Source organism: Pandoraea vervacti, assembly GCF_000934605.2.
In the GTDB taxonomy this organism is placed as follows: Bacteria; Pseudomonadota; Gammaproteobacteria; order Burkholderiales; family Burkholderiaceae; genus Pandoraea; species Pandoraea vervacti.
In genome coordinates this window covers 2,048,480-2,066,370 of record NZ_CP010897.2, presented here as the reverse complement: position 1 = coordinate 2,066,370, position 17,891 = coordinate 2,048,480, and the positions used below count along the sequence as shown (strand labels likewise).

General features: G+C 62.8%; 15 protein-coding genes. 6 read left to right on the top strand and 9 right to left on the bottom strand.

What is annotated here, in order from left to right:
* The 8 genes from leuC to UC34_RS09320 form a co-directional block, all read right to left on the bottom strand.
* Complete coding sequence (leuC, locus tag UC34_RS09355; RefSeq protein ID WP_044455329.1) at positions 1-1,410, bottom strand: 3-isopropylmalate dehydratase large subunit; 1,410 nt, start codon at positions 1,408-1,410, stop codon at positions 1-3.
* A 284-nt stretch (positions 1,411-1,694) separates the two neighbouring features.
* The gene (gene gltA / locus UC34_RS09350; protein WP_044455328.1) at positions 1,695-2,996 is read right to left on the bottom strand and encodes a citrate synthase; all 1,302 of its coding nucleotides are present in this window, start codon (positions 2,994-2,996) and stop codon (positions 1,695-1,697) included.
* 29 nt (positions 2,997-3,025) lie between these two features.
* Positions 3,026-3,298, bottom strand: a complete 273-nt coding sequence (locus UC34_RS09345; RefSeq protein ID WP_044455327.1) for an FAD assembly factor SdhE — start codon at positions 3,296-3,298, stop codon at positions 3,026-3,028.
* A 10-nt stretch (positions 3,299-3,308) separates the two neighbouring features.
* Complete coding sequence (locus UC34_RS09340; RefSeq protein ID WP_044455326.1) at positions 3,309-4,013, bottom strand: succinate dehydrogenase iron-sulfur subunit; 705 nt, start codon at positions 4,011-4,013, stop codon at positions 3,309-3,311.
* 12 nt (positions 4,014-4,025) lie between these two features.
* A complete protein-coding gene (gene sdhA / locus UC34_RS09335; RefSeq protein ID WP_044455325.1) occupies positions 4,026-5,801 on the bottom strand; it encodes a succinate dehydrogenase flavoprotein subunit in 1,776 nt (591 codons plus the stop codon).
* 3 nt (positions 5,802-5,804) lie between these two features.
* Positions 5,805-6,170, bottom strand: coding sequence for a succinate dehydrogenase, hydrophobic membrane anchor protein (gene sdhD / locus UC34_RS09330; RefSeq protein WP_044455324.1), 366 nt, complete (start codon positions 6,168-6,170; stop codon positions 5,805-5,807).
* Position 6,171: 1 nt separating this feature from the next.
* Positions 6,172-6,585: a succinate dehydrogenase, cytochrome b556 subunit gene (sdhC, locus tag UC34_RS09325; protein WP_044455323.1), complete on the bottom strand. Its 414-nt coding sequence runs from the start codon at positions 6,583-6,585 to the stop codon at positions 6,172-6,174.
* A gap of 238 nt (positions 6,586-6,823) precedes the next feature.
* Positions 6,824-7,666 carry a GntR family transcriptional regulator gene (locus UC34_RS09320; RefSeq protein WP_044455322.1) on the bottom strand — a complete coding sequence of 281 codons (843 nt, stop codon included), beginning with the start codon at positions 7,664-7,666 and terminating at the stop codon, positions 6,824-6,826.
* A 347-nt stretch (positions 7,667-8,013) separates the two neighbouring features.
* On the opposite strand from UC34_RS09320, the gene UC34_RS09315 reads away from it, so the two are divergent.
* The 6 genes from UC34_RS09315 (at position 8,014) to UC34_RS09290 (ending at position 16,949) form a co-directional block, all read left to right on the top strand.
* Positions 8,014-8,997: a malate dehydrogenase gene (locus tag UC34_RS09315; protein WP_044455321.1), complete on the top strand. Its 984-nt coding sequence runs from the start codon at positions 8,014-8,016 to the stop codon at positions 8,995-8,997.
* A 637-nt stretch (positions 8,998-9,634) separates the two neighbouring features.
* A complete protein-coding gene (locus UC34_RS09310; RefSeq protein WP_044455320.1) occupies positions 9,635-10,120 on the top strand; it encodes a hypothetical protein in 486 nt (161 codons plus the stop codon).
* A gap of 206 nt (positions 10,121-10,326) precedes the next feature.
* The gene (acnA, locus tag UC34_RS09305) at positions 10,327-13,035 is read left to right on the top strand and encodes an aconitate hydratase AcnA (RefSeq protein WP_044455319.1); all 2,709 of its coding nucleotides are present in this window, start codon (positions 10,327-10,329) and stop codon (positions 13,033-13,035) included.
* Positions 13,036-13,472: 437 nt separating this feature from the next.
* Positions 13,473-14,969, top strand: a complete 1,497-nt coding sequence (locus tag UC34_RS09300) for a DNA-3-methyladenine glycosylase 2 family protein (protein ID WP_044455318.1) — start codon at positions 13,473-13,475, stop codon at positions 14,967-14,969.
* Positions 14,966-15,568 carry a methylated-DNA--[protein]-cysteine S-methyltransferase gene (locus tag UC34_RS09295; RefSeq protein ID WP_063389826.1) on the top strand — a complete coding sequence of 201 codons (603 nt, stop codon included), beginning with the start codon at positions 14,966-14,968 and terminating at the stop codon, positions 15,566-15,568. Before UC34_RS09300 ends, UC34_RS09295 begins: the two co-directional genes overlap by 4 nt.
* Before the next feature lie 202 nt (positions 15,569-15,770).
* Positions 15,771-16,949: a DUF2863 family protein gene (locus UC34_RS09290; RefSeq protein ID WP_044455317.1), complete on the top strand. Its 1,179-nt coding sequence runs from the start codon at positions 15,771-15,773 to the stop codon at positions 16,947-16,949.
* A 172-nt stretch (positions 16,950-17,121) separates the two neighbouring features.
* Here the strand turns inward: UC34_RS09290 and trmB are convergent, their stop codons facing one another.
* Positions 17,122-17,832 carry a tRNA (guanine(46)-N(7))-methyltransferase TrmB gene (gene trmB / locus UC34_RS09285; RefSeq protein WP_044457946.1) on the bottom strand — a complete coding sequence of 237 codons (711 nt, stop codon included), beginning with the start codon at positions 17,830-17,832 and terminating at the stop codon, positions 17,122-17,124.
* Positions 17,833-17,891: the final 59 nt, after the last annotated feature.

Below are 17,891 nucleotides of genomic sequence, written 5' to 3'. Positions count from 1 at the left end.
TCAGACGAGACGGCGCACGTCCACGAAATGACCTTCGATGGCCGCCGCAGCCGCCATCGCCGGGCTCACCAGATGAGTACGCCCACCCGCGCCCTGACGGCCTTCGAAGTTACGGTTCGAGGTCGACGCGCAACGCTCGCCCGACTCCAGACGGTCAGCGTTCATCGCCAGACACATCGAGCAACCCGGCTCGCGCCATTCAAAGCCCGCCGCCTTGAAGACCTGATCCAGACCTTCCTGCTCCGCCTGCTGCTTCACGAGCCCCGAGCCCGGCACCACCATCGCCAGACGCACGTTCGACGCGACGCGTCGGCCAAGCTTCTTCACGACGTACGCCGCAGCACGGATGTCTTCGATACGTGAGTTCGTGCACGACCCGATGAACACCTTGTCGACGTTGATGCTCGCCATCGGCGTATCCGGCGTGAGCGCCATGTATTCGAGCGCGCGCTCCATGGCGCTGCGCTTGACCGGGTCCTTTTCCTTCTCGGGATCCGGCACGCGGTCTTCGATGCTGACCACCATTTCCGGCGACGTGCCCCAGCTCACTTGCGGGCGCAACGTGTTGGCGTCGATTTCGACCACGTGATCGAACGTCGCACCGGGGTCGGTATGGAACGTGCGCCAATAGGCTTCAGCCTGCTGGAACTCCACACCGCTCGGCGCGAACGGGCGCCCCTTCACGTAGTTGATCGTGGTGTCATCCACCGCGACGAGACCGGCGCGTGCGCCCGCTTCGATCGCCATGTTGCACACCGTCATGCGACCTTCCATCGTCAGCGAGCGGATCGCCGAGCCGGCGAACTCGATCGTGTAACCCGTACCGCCCGCCGTACCGATCTTGCCAATGACGGCCAGCACGATGTCCTTCGCGGAGCAACCGCGCGGCAACGTGCCTTCGACCTTCACGAGCATGTTCTTGCTCTTCTTCATGAGCAAGGTCTGCGTGGCGAGCGTGTGCTCGACTTCCGAGGTGCCAATGCCGAACGCCAACGCGCCGAAAGCTCCGTGCGTGGACGTGTGCGAGTCACCGCAAACCACCGTCATACCCGGCAGCGTGGCGCCCTGCTCAGGCCCGATCACGTGCACGATGCCCTGACGGACGTCGTTCATCTTGAATTGCGTAATGCCGAAGCTGTCGCAGTTCTCGTCGAGCGTATCGACTTGCAGACGCGACACCGGATCGGCAATGCCTTGCGTGCGGTCCGTGGTCGGCACGTTGTGGTCCGACACGGCAAGGTTGGCAGAGAGTCGCCAGACCGGACGCTGCGCGAGTTTTAGGCCCTCAAACGCCTGCGGACTGGTCACCTCGTGCAACAGATGACGGTCGATGTAAAGCACGGTCGTGCCATCGTCCTCGGTATGCACGACGTGTGCATCCCACAACTTGTCATACAGCGTCTTGGCCATGATAAAAACGCGGGGGCGAAATGTCGTTCTGAGAACGCGGAATATCGTTCTGTGAACTTTTGATTATGCCATAGCGCTTTCGCGCGGGCGGAATACGAAATCCCCGGAAAACCGGGCGATAAACGCACGATGAACCGGGGATTTGTGCGAATCACGGCAGCTTGTGCCGTGGATTCGAATATAACGCAACGAGGGCTCGTTGCGGGCCGCACCGCCTTGCCGTTTCGGCAAGGTTGCGGTGCCGGCACGGCAAGCGGGGGCCGCGCCGGACGCCTCGACGGCGCTTAGCGCTTGTCGATCGACACCACTTCGCGCGGCGTGTGGCCGATGAACAGCTGACGCGGACGACCGATCTTCTGATCCGGCTCGCCGATCATCTCGTTCCACTGCGCGATCCAACCCACGGTACGGGCCAGCGCGAAGATGCAGGTAAACATCGACGTCGGGATACCCAGTGCGCGCTGAACGATACCCGAGTAGAAGTCGACGTTCGGGTACAGCTTGCGCGACACGAAGTATTCGTCTTCCAGGGCGATCTTTTCGAGCTGCATGGCGAGCTTGAACAGCGGATCGTCGTGCAGGCCCAGTTCGTTGAGCACTTCGTAGCACGTCTCGCGCATCAGCTTGGCACGCGGGTCGTAGTTCTTGTACACGCGGTGACCGAAGCCCATGAGCTTCACGCCCGAGTTCTTGTCCTTCACCTGCTTGATGAATTCGGGGATCTTGTCCGGCGAACCGATCTGCTCGAGCATGTTCAGGGCAGCTTCGTTCGCACCGCCGTGCGCCGGGCCCCACAGACAGGCGATACCGGCAGCGATACAAGCGAACGGGTTGGCGCCCGACGAGCCGGCCAGACGCACGGTCGACGTCGAAGCGTTCTGCTCGTGATCGGCGTGCAGAATCAGAATACGGTCCAGCGCGCGCACCAGCACGTCGTTGACCTTGTACTCTTCGCACGGGTTGGCGAACATCATGCGCATGAAGTTCGCGCTGTACGACAGGTCGTTGCTCGGGTACACGAACGGCTGACCGATGCTGTACTTGTACGCCATGGCGACAAGCGTCGGCAGCTTGGCGATCAGACGAATCGCCGAGACTTCACGGTGATTCGGGTTATTGATGTCCAGCGAGTCGTGGTAGAACGCCGACAGGGCGCCGACCGAACCGGTCAGCACAGCCATCGGGTGCGCGTCGCGACGGAAGCCACGGAAGAAGAAGTTCATCTGCTCGTGAACCATCGTGTGACGGGTCACCGTGTCGACGAATTCCTTCTTCTGCTGCGCGTTCGGCAGTTCGCCCTTGAGCAGCAGGTAAGAGGTTTCGAGGAAGTCGCAGTGGGTCGCCAGCTGCTCGATCGGGTAGCCGCGGTACAGCAGCTCACCCTTGTCGCCATCGATGTAGGTGATGGCGGAATTGCACGATGCCGTCGACATAAAGCCGGGGTCATACGTGAATTTGCCGGTCTGGCCGTACAGCTTGCGGATGTCAATCACATCCGGGCCCATCGTGCCCTGATAAATCGGCAGCTCTACGCTGGGCGAATCGTCAGAGAAAGATAGGGTGGCTTTAACATCAGACGGAGTCATATCGCTTCCTCAAAAAAATTCCAAAACCCCTACACGGCACGCAAAAGCACCAGCAGGCGCTGCACGTCCGGCCCGTCCAGATCCGCCTCGGGCTCTTTACGCGCTAGCAGCAGATCCATCAAATCGTTATCGCTCAAATCGAGCAGCTTCGTGAGGGCGCCCACATCCTCGTCGGTCAGCGAGGCTTCGTACTTGGCGAAGAATCGTTCGAGAATGAGGTCGTTTTCCAGCAAACCGCGGCGTGCCCGCCAGCGCAGGCGGGCACGTTTTACCGGATCGGACTGGTGAGTGGTATCCGGCATGATCGTCGAATCAGACGGCGCGACGCACCATCAGCTCCTTGATCTTGCCGATGGCCTTCGTCGGGTTCAGACCCTTCGGGCACACATCCACACAGTTCATGATCGTGTGGCAACGGAACAGACGGTACGGGTCTTCCAGGTTGTCCAGACGCTCGTTGGTTGCCGTGTCACGGCTATCCGCGATGAAGCGGTAAGCCTGGAGCAGACCAGCCGGGCCGACGAACTTGTCCGGGTTCCACCAGAAGCTCGGGCACGACGTCGAGCACGATGCGCAAAGAATACACTCGTACAGACCGTCGAGCTCGTCACGTTGCTCGGGCGACTGCAGACGCTCCTTCTCCGGTGCCGGCTCGGGGTTGATCAGGTACGGCTTGATCGAGTGGTACTGGTTGAAGAAGTGCGTCATGTCGACGATCAGGTCGCGAATGACGGGCAGGCCCGGCAGCGGCTTGAGCACGATCTTGTTCGGCAGATCGTTCATGTTGGTCAGGCAGGCCAGACCATTCTTGCCGTTGATGTTCATCGCGTCCGAACCGCACACGCCTTCGCGGCACGAGCGGCGGAAAGCGATGCCTTCGTCGATCTTCTTGAGCTTGACCAGGGCGTCGAGCAGCATGCGCTCGTGACCGTCGAGTTCGACCTCGTAGGTCTGCATGTACGGTGCAGCGTCCTTGTCCGGATCGTAGCGGTAGACTTCGAAAATGCGTTTCATGATCTTGCGAATCCCTTAGAACGTACGCGCCTTGGGCGGCACGGAGTCGACGGTCAGCGGCTTCATCTGCACCGGCTTGTATTCCAGACGATTGCCTTCGCTGAAGAACAGCGAGTGGCGCATCCAGTTGGCGTCGTCGCGCTCCGGATAGTCGCTGTGTGCGTGCGCACCACGGCTTTCCTTACGGGCTTCCGCTGCAATCATGGTGGCCTTCGCCACTTCGATCAGGTTGTCAACTTCCAGCGCTTCCATACGCGCCGTGTTGAACACCTTCGACTTGTCCTTCAGGTGGACGTGCGACACGCGCTCGGCCACTTGCTTGATCTCGTCCACGCCTTCCTTGAGCAGGTCGGACGTACGGAACACGCCAGCGTGCTTCTGCATCGTCGCGCGAATGTCGTTCGCGATGTCCTGTGCATACTCGCCCGAGCTCGAACCTTCCAGACGACCCAGACGCGCCAGCGCGTTTTCGCCAGCGTCGGCGGGCAGCGGCTTGTGCTCGCCATGGTTCTTGACGAAGTCGACGATGTGGTTACCGGCAGCGCGGCCGAACACCACGAGGTCGAGCAGCGAGTTCGTGCCCAGACGGTTCGCACCGTGCACCGACACGCACGAGCACTCGCCCACGGCGTAGAAGCCGTTGACGGGCACCGACGAGCCGTCCTTTTGCAAGACAACCTGACCGTTGTAGTTCGTCGGAATACCACCCATCTGGTAGTGGATGGTCGGCACGACGGGGATCGGTTCCTTGATGGCGTCGACGTTGGCGAACTTCAAGGCGATTTCGCGAATCGACGGCAGGCGCTTCATGATCGTCTCGGCACCGATGTGCGAGAGGTCGAGCAGCACGTAGTCGCCGTTCGGGCCGCAACCACGGCCTTCCTTGATTTCCTGGTCCATCGAACGCGACACGAAGTCACGCGGCGCCAGGTCCTTCAGCGTCGGGGCATAGCGCTCCATGAAGCGCTCGCCGTTCGAGTTACGCAGAATCCCGCCTTCGCCGCGCACACCCTCGGTAATCAGCACGCCCGCACCGGCCACGCCGGTCGGGTGGAATTGCCAGAATTCCATGTCTTCGAGCGGAATGCCTGCACGCGCAGCCATGCCCAGACCGTCGCCGGTGTTGATGAACGCGTTGGTCGATGCCGCGTACACACGGCCGGCACCGCCGGTTGCGAACAACGTGCACTTGCCTTCGAGCAGGTAGACTTCGCCGGTCTCGAGCTCCAGCGCCGACACGCCGAGGACATCGCCCTCTTCGTTACGGATCAGGTCGAGCGCCATCCACTCCACGAAGAAGTGGGTCTTGGCAGCGACGTTTTGCTGGTACAGCGTGTGCAGCAGCGCGTGACCGGTACGGTCGGCAGCCGCGCAGGCGCGCTGAACCGGCTTCTCGCCGTAGTTGGCCGTGTGACCGCCGAACGGACGCTGGTAAATCGTGCCGTCCGGGTTACGGTCGAACGGCATGCCGAAGTGTTCCAGTTCGTAGACGGCGTTCGGCGCCTGACGGCACATGAACTCGATCGCATCCTGGTCGCCGAGCCAGTCGGAGCCCTTGATGGTGTCGTAGAAGTGGTAATGCCAGTTGTCTTCGCTCATGTTGCCGAGCGAAGCGCCAATGCCGCCCTGAGCGGCCACGGTATGCGAACGGGTGGGGAACACCTTGGACAGCACTGCCACCGACAGACCGGCCTTGGCCAGTTGCAGCGAAGCGCGCATGCCCGAACCACCTGCGCCCACGATGACGACGTCAAAGCGGCGGCGCGGCAGCGAATTTTTAATTGCAGCCATTCTTTACACTCTCCACAGAATCTGGGCGGCGTAGCCGGCACAAGCCAGCAGCCAGACGATCGTCAGCGCGTACAGCGCCAGTCGCACACCGACGGGCTTGACGTAGTCCATCCAGACGTCGCGCACACCGACCCACGCGTGATAGAACAGCGCGAGCAGCGTGACGAACGTGGCCAACTTCATCCACTGATGCGAGAAGATGCCGGCCCAGCCTTCGTAGGAGAAATCCTTGGCGGTAAAGAACCACACCAGCAGGATCACGGTGTACACGGCCATGATGACGGCCGTCATGCGCTGGGCGATCCAGTCGCGCAGACCGTAGTGGGCGCCAACGACGAGGCGCTTGGAACCGATATTGTTCTGTGCCATCTTAGAACGCTCCGAACAGCTTGAGGGCGACGGCCAGCGTCAGCACGAGCGACACGGCGAGCACGACCACAGCCGAGTTCTTGCCGCTTTCCTTGCTCACTGCGTCGTGATTGAAGTCCATGCGCAGGTGGCGCACGCCAGCACAGAAGTGCTGCAGGAAACCCCACGACAGTGCCAGGATGACGAGCTTGACAAACCAGTTGGAGGCGACGCTTCGAAGCGTGTCGAAGGTCAGTTCCGACGTGAGGCTCTGTTCGAACAGATACAGCGCGAACGGCAACAGAAGGAACAAGATGACACCGCTAATACGGTGCAGAATCGAAACGATACCAGCCGGCGGGAGACGGTACGAGACAATCTGTCCGATACCAATGTTCCTGTAGACTGGCCGCTCTTTTTTTACCACTTCAGCCATGCTAGACCCCATGTAGTTACATCAACTCCGAATTTTAGCGCCGATTCTAGTGCGTTGCACCATACCGGTTCCAGTGGTTCGGAAATTCCTGCCAACGGCGCACGACACGCCGCCCCCAAGCCTCGACTCTCAGGCACGCGCCGGCCACGACACCGGCACACTCCTGGGGAAGTCGCCCTACCCTCTCAATGCAAATGCAAACGCAAACCAGACGCCCACGCCTGATTTGCCAATTCGTTCAGCTCAGTTCGTTCTGATAATGATGTTCCGTGGTGACATACCAGCCCCGGCGCACTTCCACCGGTTTGTCGCCGTAGGTGAACGACACGCGCTCCACACTCAGCAACGGAAAGCCCTTGGGCACCTTGAGCAGGTCCGCCGTCATGTCGTCCGCCGCCACAGCGCGGACTTTCTCCACGGCGCGAATCATGCGGGTGCCGAATTCATCTTCGAACAGGCCGTACATCGGCCCTTTGTATTCATTGAGCTTTTCTGCGGTCAGCCCGCGAAACAGCGAGCCGGGCAGCCAGATTTCGTCGAGCACCGTCGGGCGATCCGAAAAATCCATCATCCGGCGAATCAGGATCACACCGTCGCCGGCACGCAATTCGAGCTGGCGCGCGATTTCCGCCGGTGCGCGCATACGGCGGCACTCGATCAGGCGACTGGGCGGATGATGGGGCTCGCCCGAATCGGGCGCGAGACGCAGAAACCGGAATTGCACCCGGTCTTCGTGATGGGTCGCGACGAAGGTGCCGCGCCCCTGCCGACGCACCAGCAGGTTCTCGGCGGCCAATTCGTCGATGGCTTTGCGCACCGTGCCCTGGCTCACCTTGTAACGGGAGGCCAGATCGACTTCGCTGGGGATGATTTCGCCGGGCTTCCACTCACCGGCTTGCAGGCTCTGGGTAATGAGCCCCTTGATCTGCTGATATAGCGGGCTGAAGGTCGGCGACGCTCCGGCAACCGCCGCCCCCGGCAAGGCCTGAGCGGCCGGTGCAGCGTCGCGCGCACCGTCGGATCGCTGTGCAGCGTCGACAGTCGGCGGGAGGTTGGATGTGTCGCGAACGTTCGCATTCATGGCGGGGATTTGACCACAAATCAACACCTTCGTCCATCGAATAACAGCAATAATCCTATGTCTTATATAAGACATAAGATAGAGTTGACATTCGTTGTGGCGACTCCTACACTGGCGCGGGCTAACAGGGGCCTGCGGGCCGCGACGGCTATCTTATAAGATAAGACAGTCCGGTGCTTCGCACATGTCGACGACAGCACACCCCGCGCAGCCCGCAAGCTTCCGTAGGTCAAGGAATTTTAGAAGCCTCATGTGACGCTGCGCTGTCAGCCTGGCGAGAGTTGCCACCCGGACGGCGAGCGCATCATGCGCTTCGCAGGAATTTGTACACGTCTGGAGAGATTCTCATGGCAAAAACCGCAATGCGTGTCGCCGTCACCGGCGCCGCTGGCCAAATCGGCTACTCCCTGCTGTTCCGCATCGCCAATGGCGACATGCTCGGCAAGGATCAGCCCGTCATCCTGCAACTGCTCGACCTCCCGCAAGCGCAAGCCGCCGTCAAGGGCGTCGTGATGGAGCTCGAAGACTGCGCATTCCCGCTGCTGCAAGGCGTGGTCGTGACCGACGACCCGAAGGTCGCCTTCAAGGATGCCGACGTCGCCCTGCTGGTTGGCGCCCGTCCGCGTTCGAAGGGCATGGAGCGTAAGGATCTGCTCGAAGCCAACGGCGCAATCTTCACGGTGCAGGGCAAGGCGCTGGACGAAGTCGCCAGCCGCAACGTCAAGGTGCTGGTCGTCGGCAACCCCGCCAACACCAACGCTTACATCGCCATGAAGTCGGCACCGAACCTGCCGAAGGAAAACTTCACCGCGATGCTGCGCCTGGACCACAACCGCGCCCTGTCGCAGATCGCCGCCAAGACCGGCAAGCCGGTCGCCAGCATCGAAAAGCTGGCCGTGTGGGGCAACCACTCGCCGACGATGTACGCCGACTACCGTTTCGCCACGATCGACGGCCAGAGCGTCAAGGCCCTGATCAACGACGACGTGTGGAACAACGACGTGTTCCTGCCGACCGTCGGCAAGCGCGGCGCCGCCATCATCGAAGCCCGCGGCCTCTCGTCGGCCGCGTCCGCTGCCAACGCCGCCATTGACCACATCCATGACTGGGTGCTCGGCTCGAACGGCAAGTGGGTCACCATGGGTATCCCGTCGGATGGCTCGTACGGCATTCCGGAAGACGTGATCTACGGCGTGCCGGTGATCTGCGAAAACGGCAAGTACAAGCGCGTGGAAGGCCTCGAAATCGACGCCTACTCGCGTGAAAAGATGGACTTCACGCTCAAGGAGCTCGAAGAAGAGCGCGCCGGCGTGTCACATCTGCTGGGCTAATCCCCCTGGGAGTCGGCCCGGCGCGACGTCAAAAGCGTCGTCATGGGCCGAAACTGCGCCGGCGGCTACCCCCAGTGCCGGCGCCACCTACCGCATCACCCCGAATTGCCAGTATCGAAGTCGTACCCGAACGTTCCTTGAATCCAGCGTGAGCCCATACCGTCGCTGACCCGCAAGCGCCCGTCAGTGCATGACGCTCCCGCCACTCCCTCACGTCTCATCGAGCGATTTCTTGGCCAAGCGAATGCAGCGTCCGATTGCCGCAAGCTACGCACCGAACCGGGCGACCGGGGACGTCGCAGTGCCCGCGACAAGCGTAGTTTGCCCCGCCCCTCTCGCCGCGACGCGCATCACATCGCGTTCGTTTCGCCAAGCACTCCGCCCGCCGCGCGCCCGACCATTTTTGGTGCCCCCTCCCGATAGCGTACCCGGTCCGAAGCGCCGCCCGATCCGGCAAGACGCCGAATTCTGCAACGCAACACAAATGATCGCGACGCCGGTTCACACCGCCGTCGCCGGTTGCGCTTGCGTGAAAGGAATTGAAAAAATTTGTGTGGTGACGTCGAACGACGCAGACTTCGTACGATAATCTGCGCTTTTACGAATCCCGGTTCTTACCCCTCTGGAGAGACTCACCATGAAGAAGCTTTGTCTGACCGCGCTGGTTGCCCTGTGCTCCGTGGCCGTCCTGCCGACGGCGTTTGCCGCCGAACCGACGAACAAGACCACCACGAAGAAGGCAACCCCGAAGAAGAAGGCGCCGGCCAAGAAGAACGCCGCAGCCGCCGCACCGGCGCAACCGGACGAAGGCTCGGAACTCTGGGCCTGCAAAGAGAACAACAAGTTGTACATCAAGGGTGACATGAAGCGTGACCAGATCCTGACGATGTTCTGGGAAGGTCGGAATTACCGCCTGCCGCGTCAGCAGACGACGACCGGCGCAGACCGCTTCTATGACGCCGCAAGCGGCATGGATCTGGTCGTGATCCCGGCCAAGGCCATGCTCTTCACCCACCGCGACGGCGGCAGCCGTCTGGCAGACGAGTGCATGACGCAGGCCATGGCAGATCAGAACAAGCTCGCCCCGACGCAATCGAACGAGCTCATCAAGGTGACGAACTGAGCGCGCGCTCAGTGGACACTGACTCGGTCGTGTAATGCGCCAGCCGCTTTCCTGCTGTAGCTTGTGCAAGTTTGGTAGTCCCCCGTGCGCCGGCGCTCCGGTGCACAGACATCGCAGCGAGTCCTCATGCAGGGGCTCGCGCGATGGCGCCCCCCGTTAATAGCATCACCACCGCTTTGTTTTTCTGTATCACTCAAGGAAAGATCATGGCCCACAACCTCCACAAAACGCTTAAAGAGTTCAAGCTCGGCGGCAACAAGAAAGGCAAGTTCTATTCGCTGCCCCAACTGGGCAAAGCCCTGGGTGTCAACGTCGATCGCCTGCCGGTGTCGATTCGCATCGTGCTCGAGTCCGTACTGCGCAACTGCGACGGCAAGAAGGTCACCGAAGAGCACGTCAGGCAACTGGCCAACTGGAAGCCGAACGCCGAGCGCACCGACGAAATTCCGTTCGTCGTGGCGCGCGTCGTGCTGCAGGACTTTACCGGCGTGCCGTTGCTGGCCGACCTGGCGGCAATGCGCAACGTTGCCGAGCGTCAGGGCGCGAACCCGAAGCGTATCGAGCCGCTCGTGCCTGTGGATCTGGTTGTCGACCACTCGGTCACGATCGACCATTTCCGCGAGAAGAAAGCGCTCGATCTGAACATGAAACTGGAATTCCAGCGCAACAACGAGCGCTATCAGTTCATGAAGTGGGGGATGCAGGCGTTCGACACGTTCGGCGTCGTGCAACCGGGCTTTGGCATCGTCCACCAGGTGAACCTGGAATATCTGGCACGCGGCGTTCACAAGAAGGACGACGTGTACTACCCGGACACCCTGGTCGGCACGGACAGCCACACGACCATGATCAACGGTATCGGCGTTGTGGGCTGGGGCGTGGGCGGTATCGAAGCCGAAGCCGGCATGCTGGGTCAGCCGGTGTATTTCCTGACGCCGGACGTCGTTGGCGTGGAACTGACCGGCCGTCTGCGCGAAGGCGTGACTGCAACCGACCTGGTGCTGACGATCACGGAAATGCTGCGTCGTGAAAAGGTGGTGGGCAAGTTCGTCGAGTTCTTCGGCGAAGGCACCGCCAGTCTTGCCCTGCCGGACCGCGCCACGATCGCCAACATGGCGCCGGAGTACGGCGCCACGATGGGCTTCTTCCCGGTCGACGAGAAGACGATCGATTACTTCGAGGGCACGGGTCGCACGAAGGCCGAAATCAACGCGTTCGAAGCGTACTTCAAGGCCCAGAATCTGTTCGGCGTGCCCAAGACCAACAGCATCGATTACACGAAGACGCTCAAGCTCGACCTCGGTACGGTCGCACCGTCGCTCGCAGGCCCGAAGCGTCCGCAGGACCGTATCGAAATCGGCAATGTGAAGGCGACCTTCCAGGACCTGTTCACCAAGCCGGTGTCCGAGAACGGTTTCAACCTCACGCAGGAACAACTCGACGCGACCTACAAGACGGCAGGCGGCATCGACGTGAAAAACGGCGATGTGCTCATTGCCGCCATCACGTCGTGCACGAACACGTCGAACCCGAGCGTGCTGCTCGCCGCCGGTCTGCTCGCGAAGAAGGCGGTCGAAGCCGGCCTGACGGTCGCACCGCACATCAAGACGTCGCTCGCGCCGGGAAGCCGCGTGGTCACGGAGTATCTGGAAGCTGCGGGCCTGCTGCCGTACCTGGAGAAGCTCGGCTTCGGCGTGACGGCCTACGGCTGCACGACCTGTATCGGCAACGCCGGCGACCTGACGGCCGAACTCAACGAGACGATCACGAAGAACGACATGGTGGCTGCGGCCGTCCTGTCGGGCAACCGTAACTTCGAAGCGCGTATTCACCCGAACATCCGCGCGAACTTCCTCGCATCGCCCCCGTTGGTCGTGGCTTACGCCATCGCGGGCAATGTGACGCGTGACCTGATGACCGAGCCGGTCGGCAAGGGCCGCGGCGGCCGCGACATCTTCCTGGGCGACATCTGGCCGACCAGCGAAGAGATCCAGAAGCTGATGAAGTTCGCCATGAACGCCAAGGTGTTCAAGGCCAACTACGATTCGGTCAAGGAACCGAGCCCACTGTGGGCGAAGGTCAAGGGGTCGACGGGTCAGGTCTACGACTGGCCGACGTCGACGTACATCGCCGAGCCGCCCTTCTTCGAGGGCTTCGCGATGGCGCCGAACGCCGACATCAAGCCGATTCAGGGCGCACGCGCGCTGGGCGTGTTCGGCGATTCGGTCACGACGGACCACATCAGCCCCGCAGGCTCGATCAAGGAAACGTCGCCGGCCGGCAAGTGGTTGCTCGAAAACGGCGTGCTCAAGGCCGATTTCAACAGCTACGGTTCGCGTCGCGGCAACCACGAGGTGATGATGCGCGGCACGTTTGCGAACGTCCGCATCAAGAACCTGATGATTCCGCCGAAGGCCGATGGATCGCGCGTGGAAGGCGGCCTGACGATCCACCAGCCGAGCGGCGAACAGCTCTCGATCTACGACGCGGCGATGAAGTACGTCGCCGAGAACACCCCGACGGTGGTGTTCGGTGGCGAAGAGTACGGCACGGGCTCGTCGCGTGACTGGGCGGCCAAGGGCACGCAACTGTTGGGCGTGAAGGCGGTCATTACCCGTTCGTTCGAACGCATCCACCGCTCGAACCTCGTCGGCATGGGCGTGTTGCCGCTGCAATTCAAGGGCACGGACAGCGTGGAATCGCTGGGTATCACGGGCGAAGAAACGTACGACATCGAAGGTCTGACGGCCGACATCAAGCCGCAGCAGGATGTCACGCTGGTGATCCATCGCAAGAACGGCGAGACGCAGAAGGTGCAGGTCCTGCTGCGTATCGACACGCCGATCGAAGTGGATTACTACAAGCACGGCGGCATTCTGCCGTTCGTGCTGCGCCAACTGCTCGCTGCCGCGTAAGGTCGGCACCTTCGCTTGAGCGCTCCGGCGCTCGGGCAGTTCAGCGCCCTGGCCCGCGGATGACGGTTTTGCGTCGTCCGCGGGTCACCAAAGCCCGGCCTCGCGCCGGGTTTTGTCGTTTCTGCTTTGTCGTTTCTGCTTTGTCGTTTCTGCTTTGTCGTTTCTGACCTGCCTCTTCGTTCGTCTCCCCTCCCTAAAACCATCCCGCCCACCACCCCGCCACCGTCCCACCACGCAGCGGGACAGGCGCAAGGGGGCACTTCCCGGCACTCCACCTAAAGTCGCACCGGCAAGCGCCCCCTTGCGCCTGCCTGTCTTGCCCAGGGCTTCCCCCTTTTGCCATGGCCTTCTCCGACCTTGTCATGTCCGAAAATGGCTAGCCGTGGCTACGGCGCGCGCGTAGAGTGGCAGCCATGTTCTTCACTGCGTCACACCCCATGAAGCTCGATCCGGAAGTCTGCTACAAAGCCGTCTCCGCCCGTGACCGGCGCTTCGACGGCTGGTTCTTCGTCGGCGTCTCCTCAACCGGCATTTATTGCCGACCCGTTTGCAACGTTCGTACGCCACGCTTCGAGAATTGCGCGTTCTACAGCAGCGCTGCCGCGGCGGAGAAGGCCGGATACCGACCGTGCCTGAAGTGCCGTCCCGAACTTGCCCCGGGCAGCGCCCGCTTCGACGCGTCGCGCGAGCTGGCCGACGCTGCCGCCGCCATGATCGACGAAGGCTTTCTCAACCACGCATCGTTGCCGGATCTGGCCGCCCGTATCGGCATCACCGAACGTCACCTGCGACGTATCTTCGCCGACGAATTCGGCGTCTCTCCGGTCGAATACGCCCAGACGCAACGACTGCTGCTCGCCAAGCGCTTGCTCACGGATACCGCACTGCCCGTCACGGAAGTCGCGCTGGCCGCCGGCTTCGGAAGCGTTCGACGCTTCAATGGACTGTTCAAGTCCCGCTACGGCTTCGCGCCCGGACGTTTGCGCCAGAGCACGCATACCGCACGCATGGCTGCCCTGCCCGACGGCGATCTGGTGTTCCAGCTCGCCTATCGCCCGCCGTTTGCCTGGCACGCCCTGCTCGACTTCCTCGGCGATCGCGCCATCGAAGGCGTGGAACGACGCGATGGCGACGTCTACACGCGTACGTTGAGCCTCGAGCGGCAGGACGGCCAGCCGACGCTCGGCTGGTGCCGCGTCTCGCCCCTGCCTGGCCGACACGCCTTGCAGGTGACCTTGCCCCCGTCATTGGCGGGTAGCGTGCCTCAGGTGCTCGGAAAACTCCGCCATCTGTTCGACCTGGGCGCTCGGCCGGACGTGATCGACGCGCATCTCGGCCCGCTCGCAAGCGCGACGCCGGGCCTGCGCGTGCCCGGCGCCGTCGACGGCTTCGAGATCGCCGTGCGCGCCATCGTCGGCCAGCAAATCACCGTCAAGGGCGCACGCCGCCTGCTCGGACGTCTGGCCCAACGCTTCGGTACGCCACTCGCCTCGCCCGCACACGGACTGACGCAGACCTTCCCCAGCGCCGCACAACTGCTCGCCGTCCCCGTCGACGCGCTCGGCGAAGCCGGTATCATTCGAAGTCGAATCGCCGCAATTCACGGTGTCGCGCAAGCGATCGTGGACGGCAGGCTGCGGCTCGATCCGCTTGCGCCCTTGGAAGCGACGATCGCGTCGCTGCTCGCGATTCGTGGCATCGGCCCGTGGACGGCGCAGTACATTGCAATGCGTGCCCTCGGCTCGCCCGACGCGATGCCGGTCGACGATCTGGTGCTTCGCCAGGCGCTTGGCGCTGCCGACGGACGCGCCGTCGCCCTGCGCGCCGCCCGCTGGGCGCCCTGGCGAGCCTATGCCGCGCTGCACGTATGGCGCGCCGCGGCGCAAGGACCGGCAGGCCAGCCGGTAGAGACTTTGCAAGAGGTTTTTGCATGACCCGTACGACATCCGCCGCCCTCGGCACGCGCGACCAGACGCGTTACGAAACGTATTTCGAGAGCCCGCTTGGCCAGATGCTGCTCGTCGCCAACGGCGAGGCGCTTACCGGCGTGTATTTCTCGCATCAGAAGTATTTCCCGCCGGACGAGCAGGCGCGTCGCGACGGTGACGGCCTCGCCGTGTTGCGCGCCGCCAGACAACAGCTCGACGAATATTTTCACGACGGCCGACGCCTTTTCGAGCTGGATCTCGCGCCGCAAGGCACGCCGTTCCAGAAAAGCGTCTGGGACGAACTGCGCCGCATCCCTTTTGGCGAAACACGCAGCTACGGCGATCTTGCGCACGCGCTTGGCGACGCGAACAAGTCCCGGGCGGTCGGGGCGGCCAACGGGCGAAATCCGATATCGATCATCGTGCCGTGTCACCGCGTGATCGGTGCGAACGGCACGCTGACAGGCTACGCGGGCGGCCTGGAGCGCAAGCTCACCCTGCTCTCGCTTGAAGGCGCCGCGCTGCCCTGCGTACCCGGCGCCAGCGCCCCCACCACGCGCCACACACGCCTGTCCGCCCCGGCGAATCTCGCCTTCGATTTCTGATTCGACACCAATGGCGCTCGACGCTGTCCCCTGCTGCGGCATGGGCGCACAGTGGCGTCGTGCCGCACCGTGGGTGTCGGCGCGGTGGTCGTGCGCGAGTGCCCGGGCGGCAGGCGTCGGCGCGATTGGTGACGGCGTCGCGTCTATCGCGTCCACGCATGCCGTACAATCGTGAGTTCATGTGTTTCTGCTTTGCATAACTATGCGCTCACGCACCGCCAAACGACTGACTCCCGACGCCGAAAAGCTGGTCGGCCACGCGCTCGCGCTGGCTGCCTCGGGAAGCCGCATCGAAGACCGTTTCTGGGAAGCCCAGCTCGACACGCTGCTCACGCGCGTGCTGCGCACGGGCAACCAGCCGGCCATCGACGCCGCCCTGGACCATCTTCAGGCCAACCATAGCGAAGCCTATGGCGCCCTCGCCGACCTGATCGAGTCGCAAAGCGAATCCGCCGAACCCGACGCCGACAATCAGGTCTGGGACGGTTTGCTCGTTGCCATTCCCATTCTCGCGTGGACACGCTACGCGATTCCCTCGGGTCCGGTAAAAGCCGATGCCCTGATGCCGGTGCGCGCGCATCTGCACGCCCACGTGCTGGCCGAATCGGCGCGCGTGGCGCTCTCCCCGTACCTCTACAGCATCGACCAGCTCCCGCGTACGCATTGCGAATCGTGGAAGGTCACGCAACAGCTCGTGCAGGCCGCCGTGAGCAACGCCGACGTTAAGCAGCCCGGCAGCGATCTGCCGGAGACCGCGCCGATCCTCGCCGATCCGCGCTTCCTGCTCGCAGCGGTGACGGTCCCCAAGGGCGCGCCGATGTTCCGTTGGCAGGAAGACGGTCCACGCCACGCCGAGCGCGGTCAATGCCAGGAGGCCTGGTCTGCGCAAGGCGGGCCGAACCTGAACGCCTTGCTGCCGGGCTGTGAAATCGAGTGCCTGCTGCCCGACGCCTACTATGCGAGTTGCCGCGAGGCCGACGAACGCATTCGCCCGCACACGATCCGCACCGCGCTGCGGTATCTGGAAGACGTGCTCTCGCTGACGCCGCAGGAACTGCGCGCGGTCGTGGCCGGGTTTGGTGAGCAGAATATCGACGAATACCGCATCGGCTTCACGCAGCGCGGCAGCAACGACGTGATTTACGGCGTCGTATGGCCGCTCTACGGTCGCGAGAATGGCGAAGTCGAAGGCGGCGCGCTCGACGAAGTCACCGATCTGCTCAAGGCCTGTGGCGTGAGCGACATCCGCAAGCATCCGGGACGTTTCGACCCCGAGTACTGCGACGACTGCGGCGTGCCGCTGTATCCGGACCCCGTGGGCGAAGTCGTGCATGCGGAAATGCCGGAAGACGCCGAACCGAGCCGTCCGCACTTCCACTGATCGCGGCCCGGCAACCGGGCGCGCGTGCGTCGTCTTCGACACGCACGCCGCAAGCCTCGAAAACAAGATCGGCCATGCAGATGATGTGCATGGCCGATTCGTTTTTGGCATACGCCCGGGGTGGCGGTCAACGTCAGTGCGACATCACCGCAATGCCACCGTAATAGCCAGGTCAAGCCAGTGGAGGCGGCAGCGGCAATGCCGGTGACAACGTCGCCACACAGCGATGCAGCCCATGCCCCGACGCGAGATACTTGCGCTCGAACGGTGTCATCGGCACGGTGCCATCCTGCGGCGCCCATGCCTCGACATGCGCTCGCACGCCACTGAGCCACTCGACGGCCAGCGCAAATTCGTCGATGTAGGTCGCCCAGTTGCTACGGCATTCCAGCACTCCGCCCAGTGCGACCACGGTGGGAAACACGGCATGGGCGTGCCATCGACGCGCCAATTGGCCGATCTTCGGCCATGGGTTCGGATACAGGACGTAATGACGTGCCGGGCGAATGCTTGCGGCGTGAAGTTGACGCCAGAAGTCGACGAGATCGGCGCGCACCCAGACGAAATTCTCGGGCCAGCTTCCCTCCCACCAATCCTTGCCTCGCACGATACGGCTCTCGGACTGGTCGATGCCGATAACGAAGTGATCGGGACACTGGCTCGCCAGGCGCAGCGTGCTCTCGCCCACACCGCACCCGGCATCGATGATCAGGGGCGCCGAGCCGGCATTGCGCCAGGCAGCGACAGCGGCATCGAACGCCGCAGCGCTGTAGGCAGCGAGCGGTTTGCGAAACGGGGCGGCGCGATGGCGCTCGACGAGCGCCGCAAGCTTGTCGTGCGGGCCGGTTTGCGCACTGGCGACCGTGCGTGAATTTGCGAACATGCCAAATAATGAAATCGTGGAGCCCGGCGACGCAGCGCGCCACGGCGAAGGACACAAAC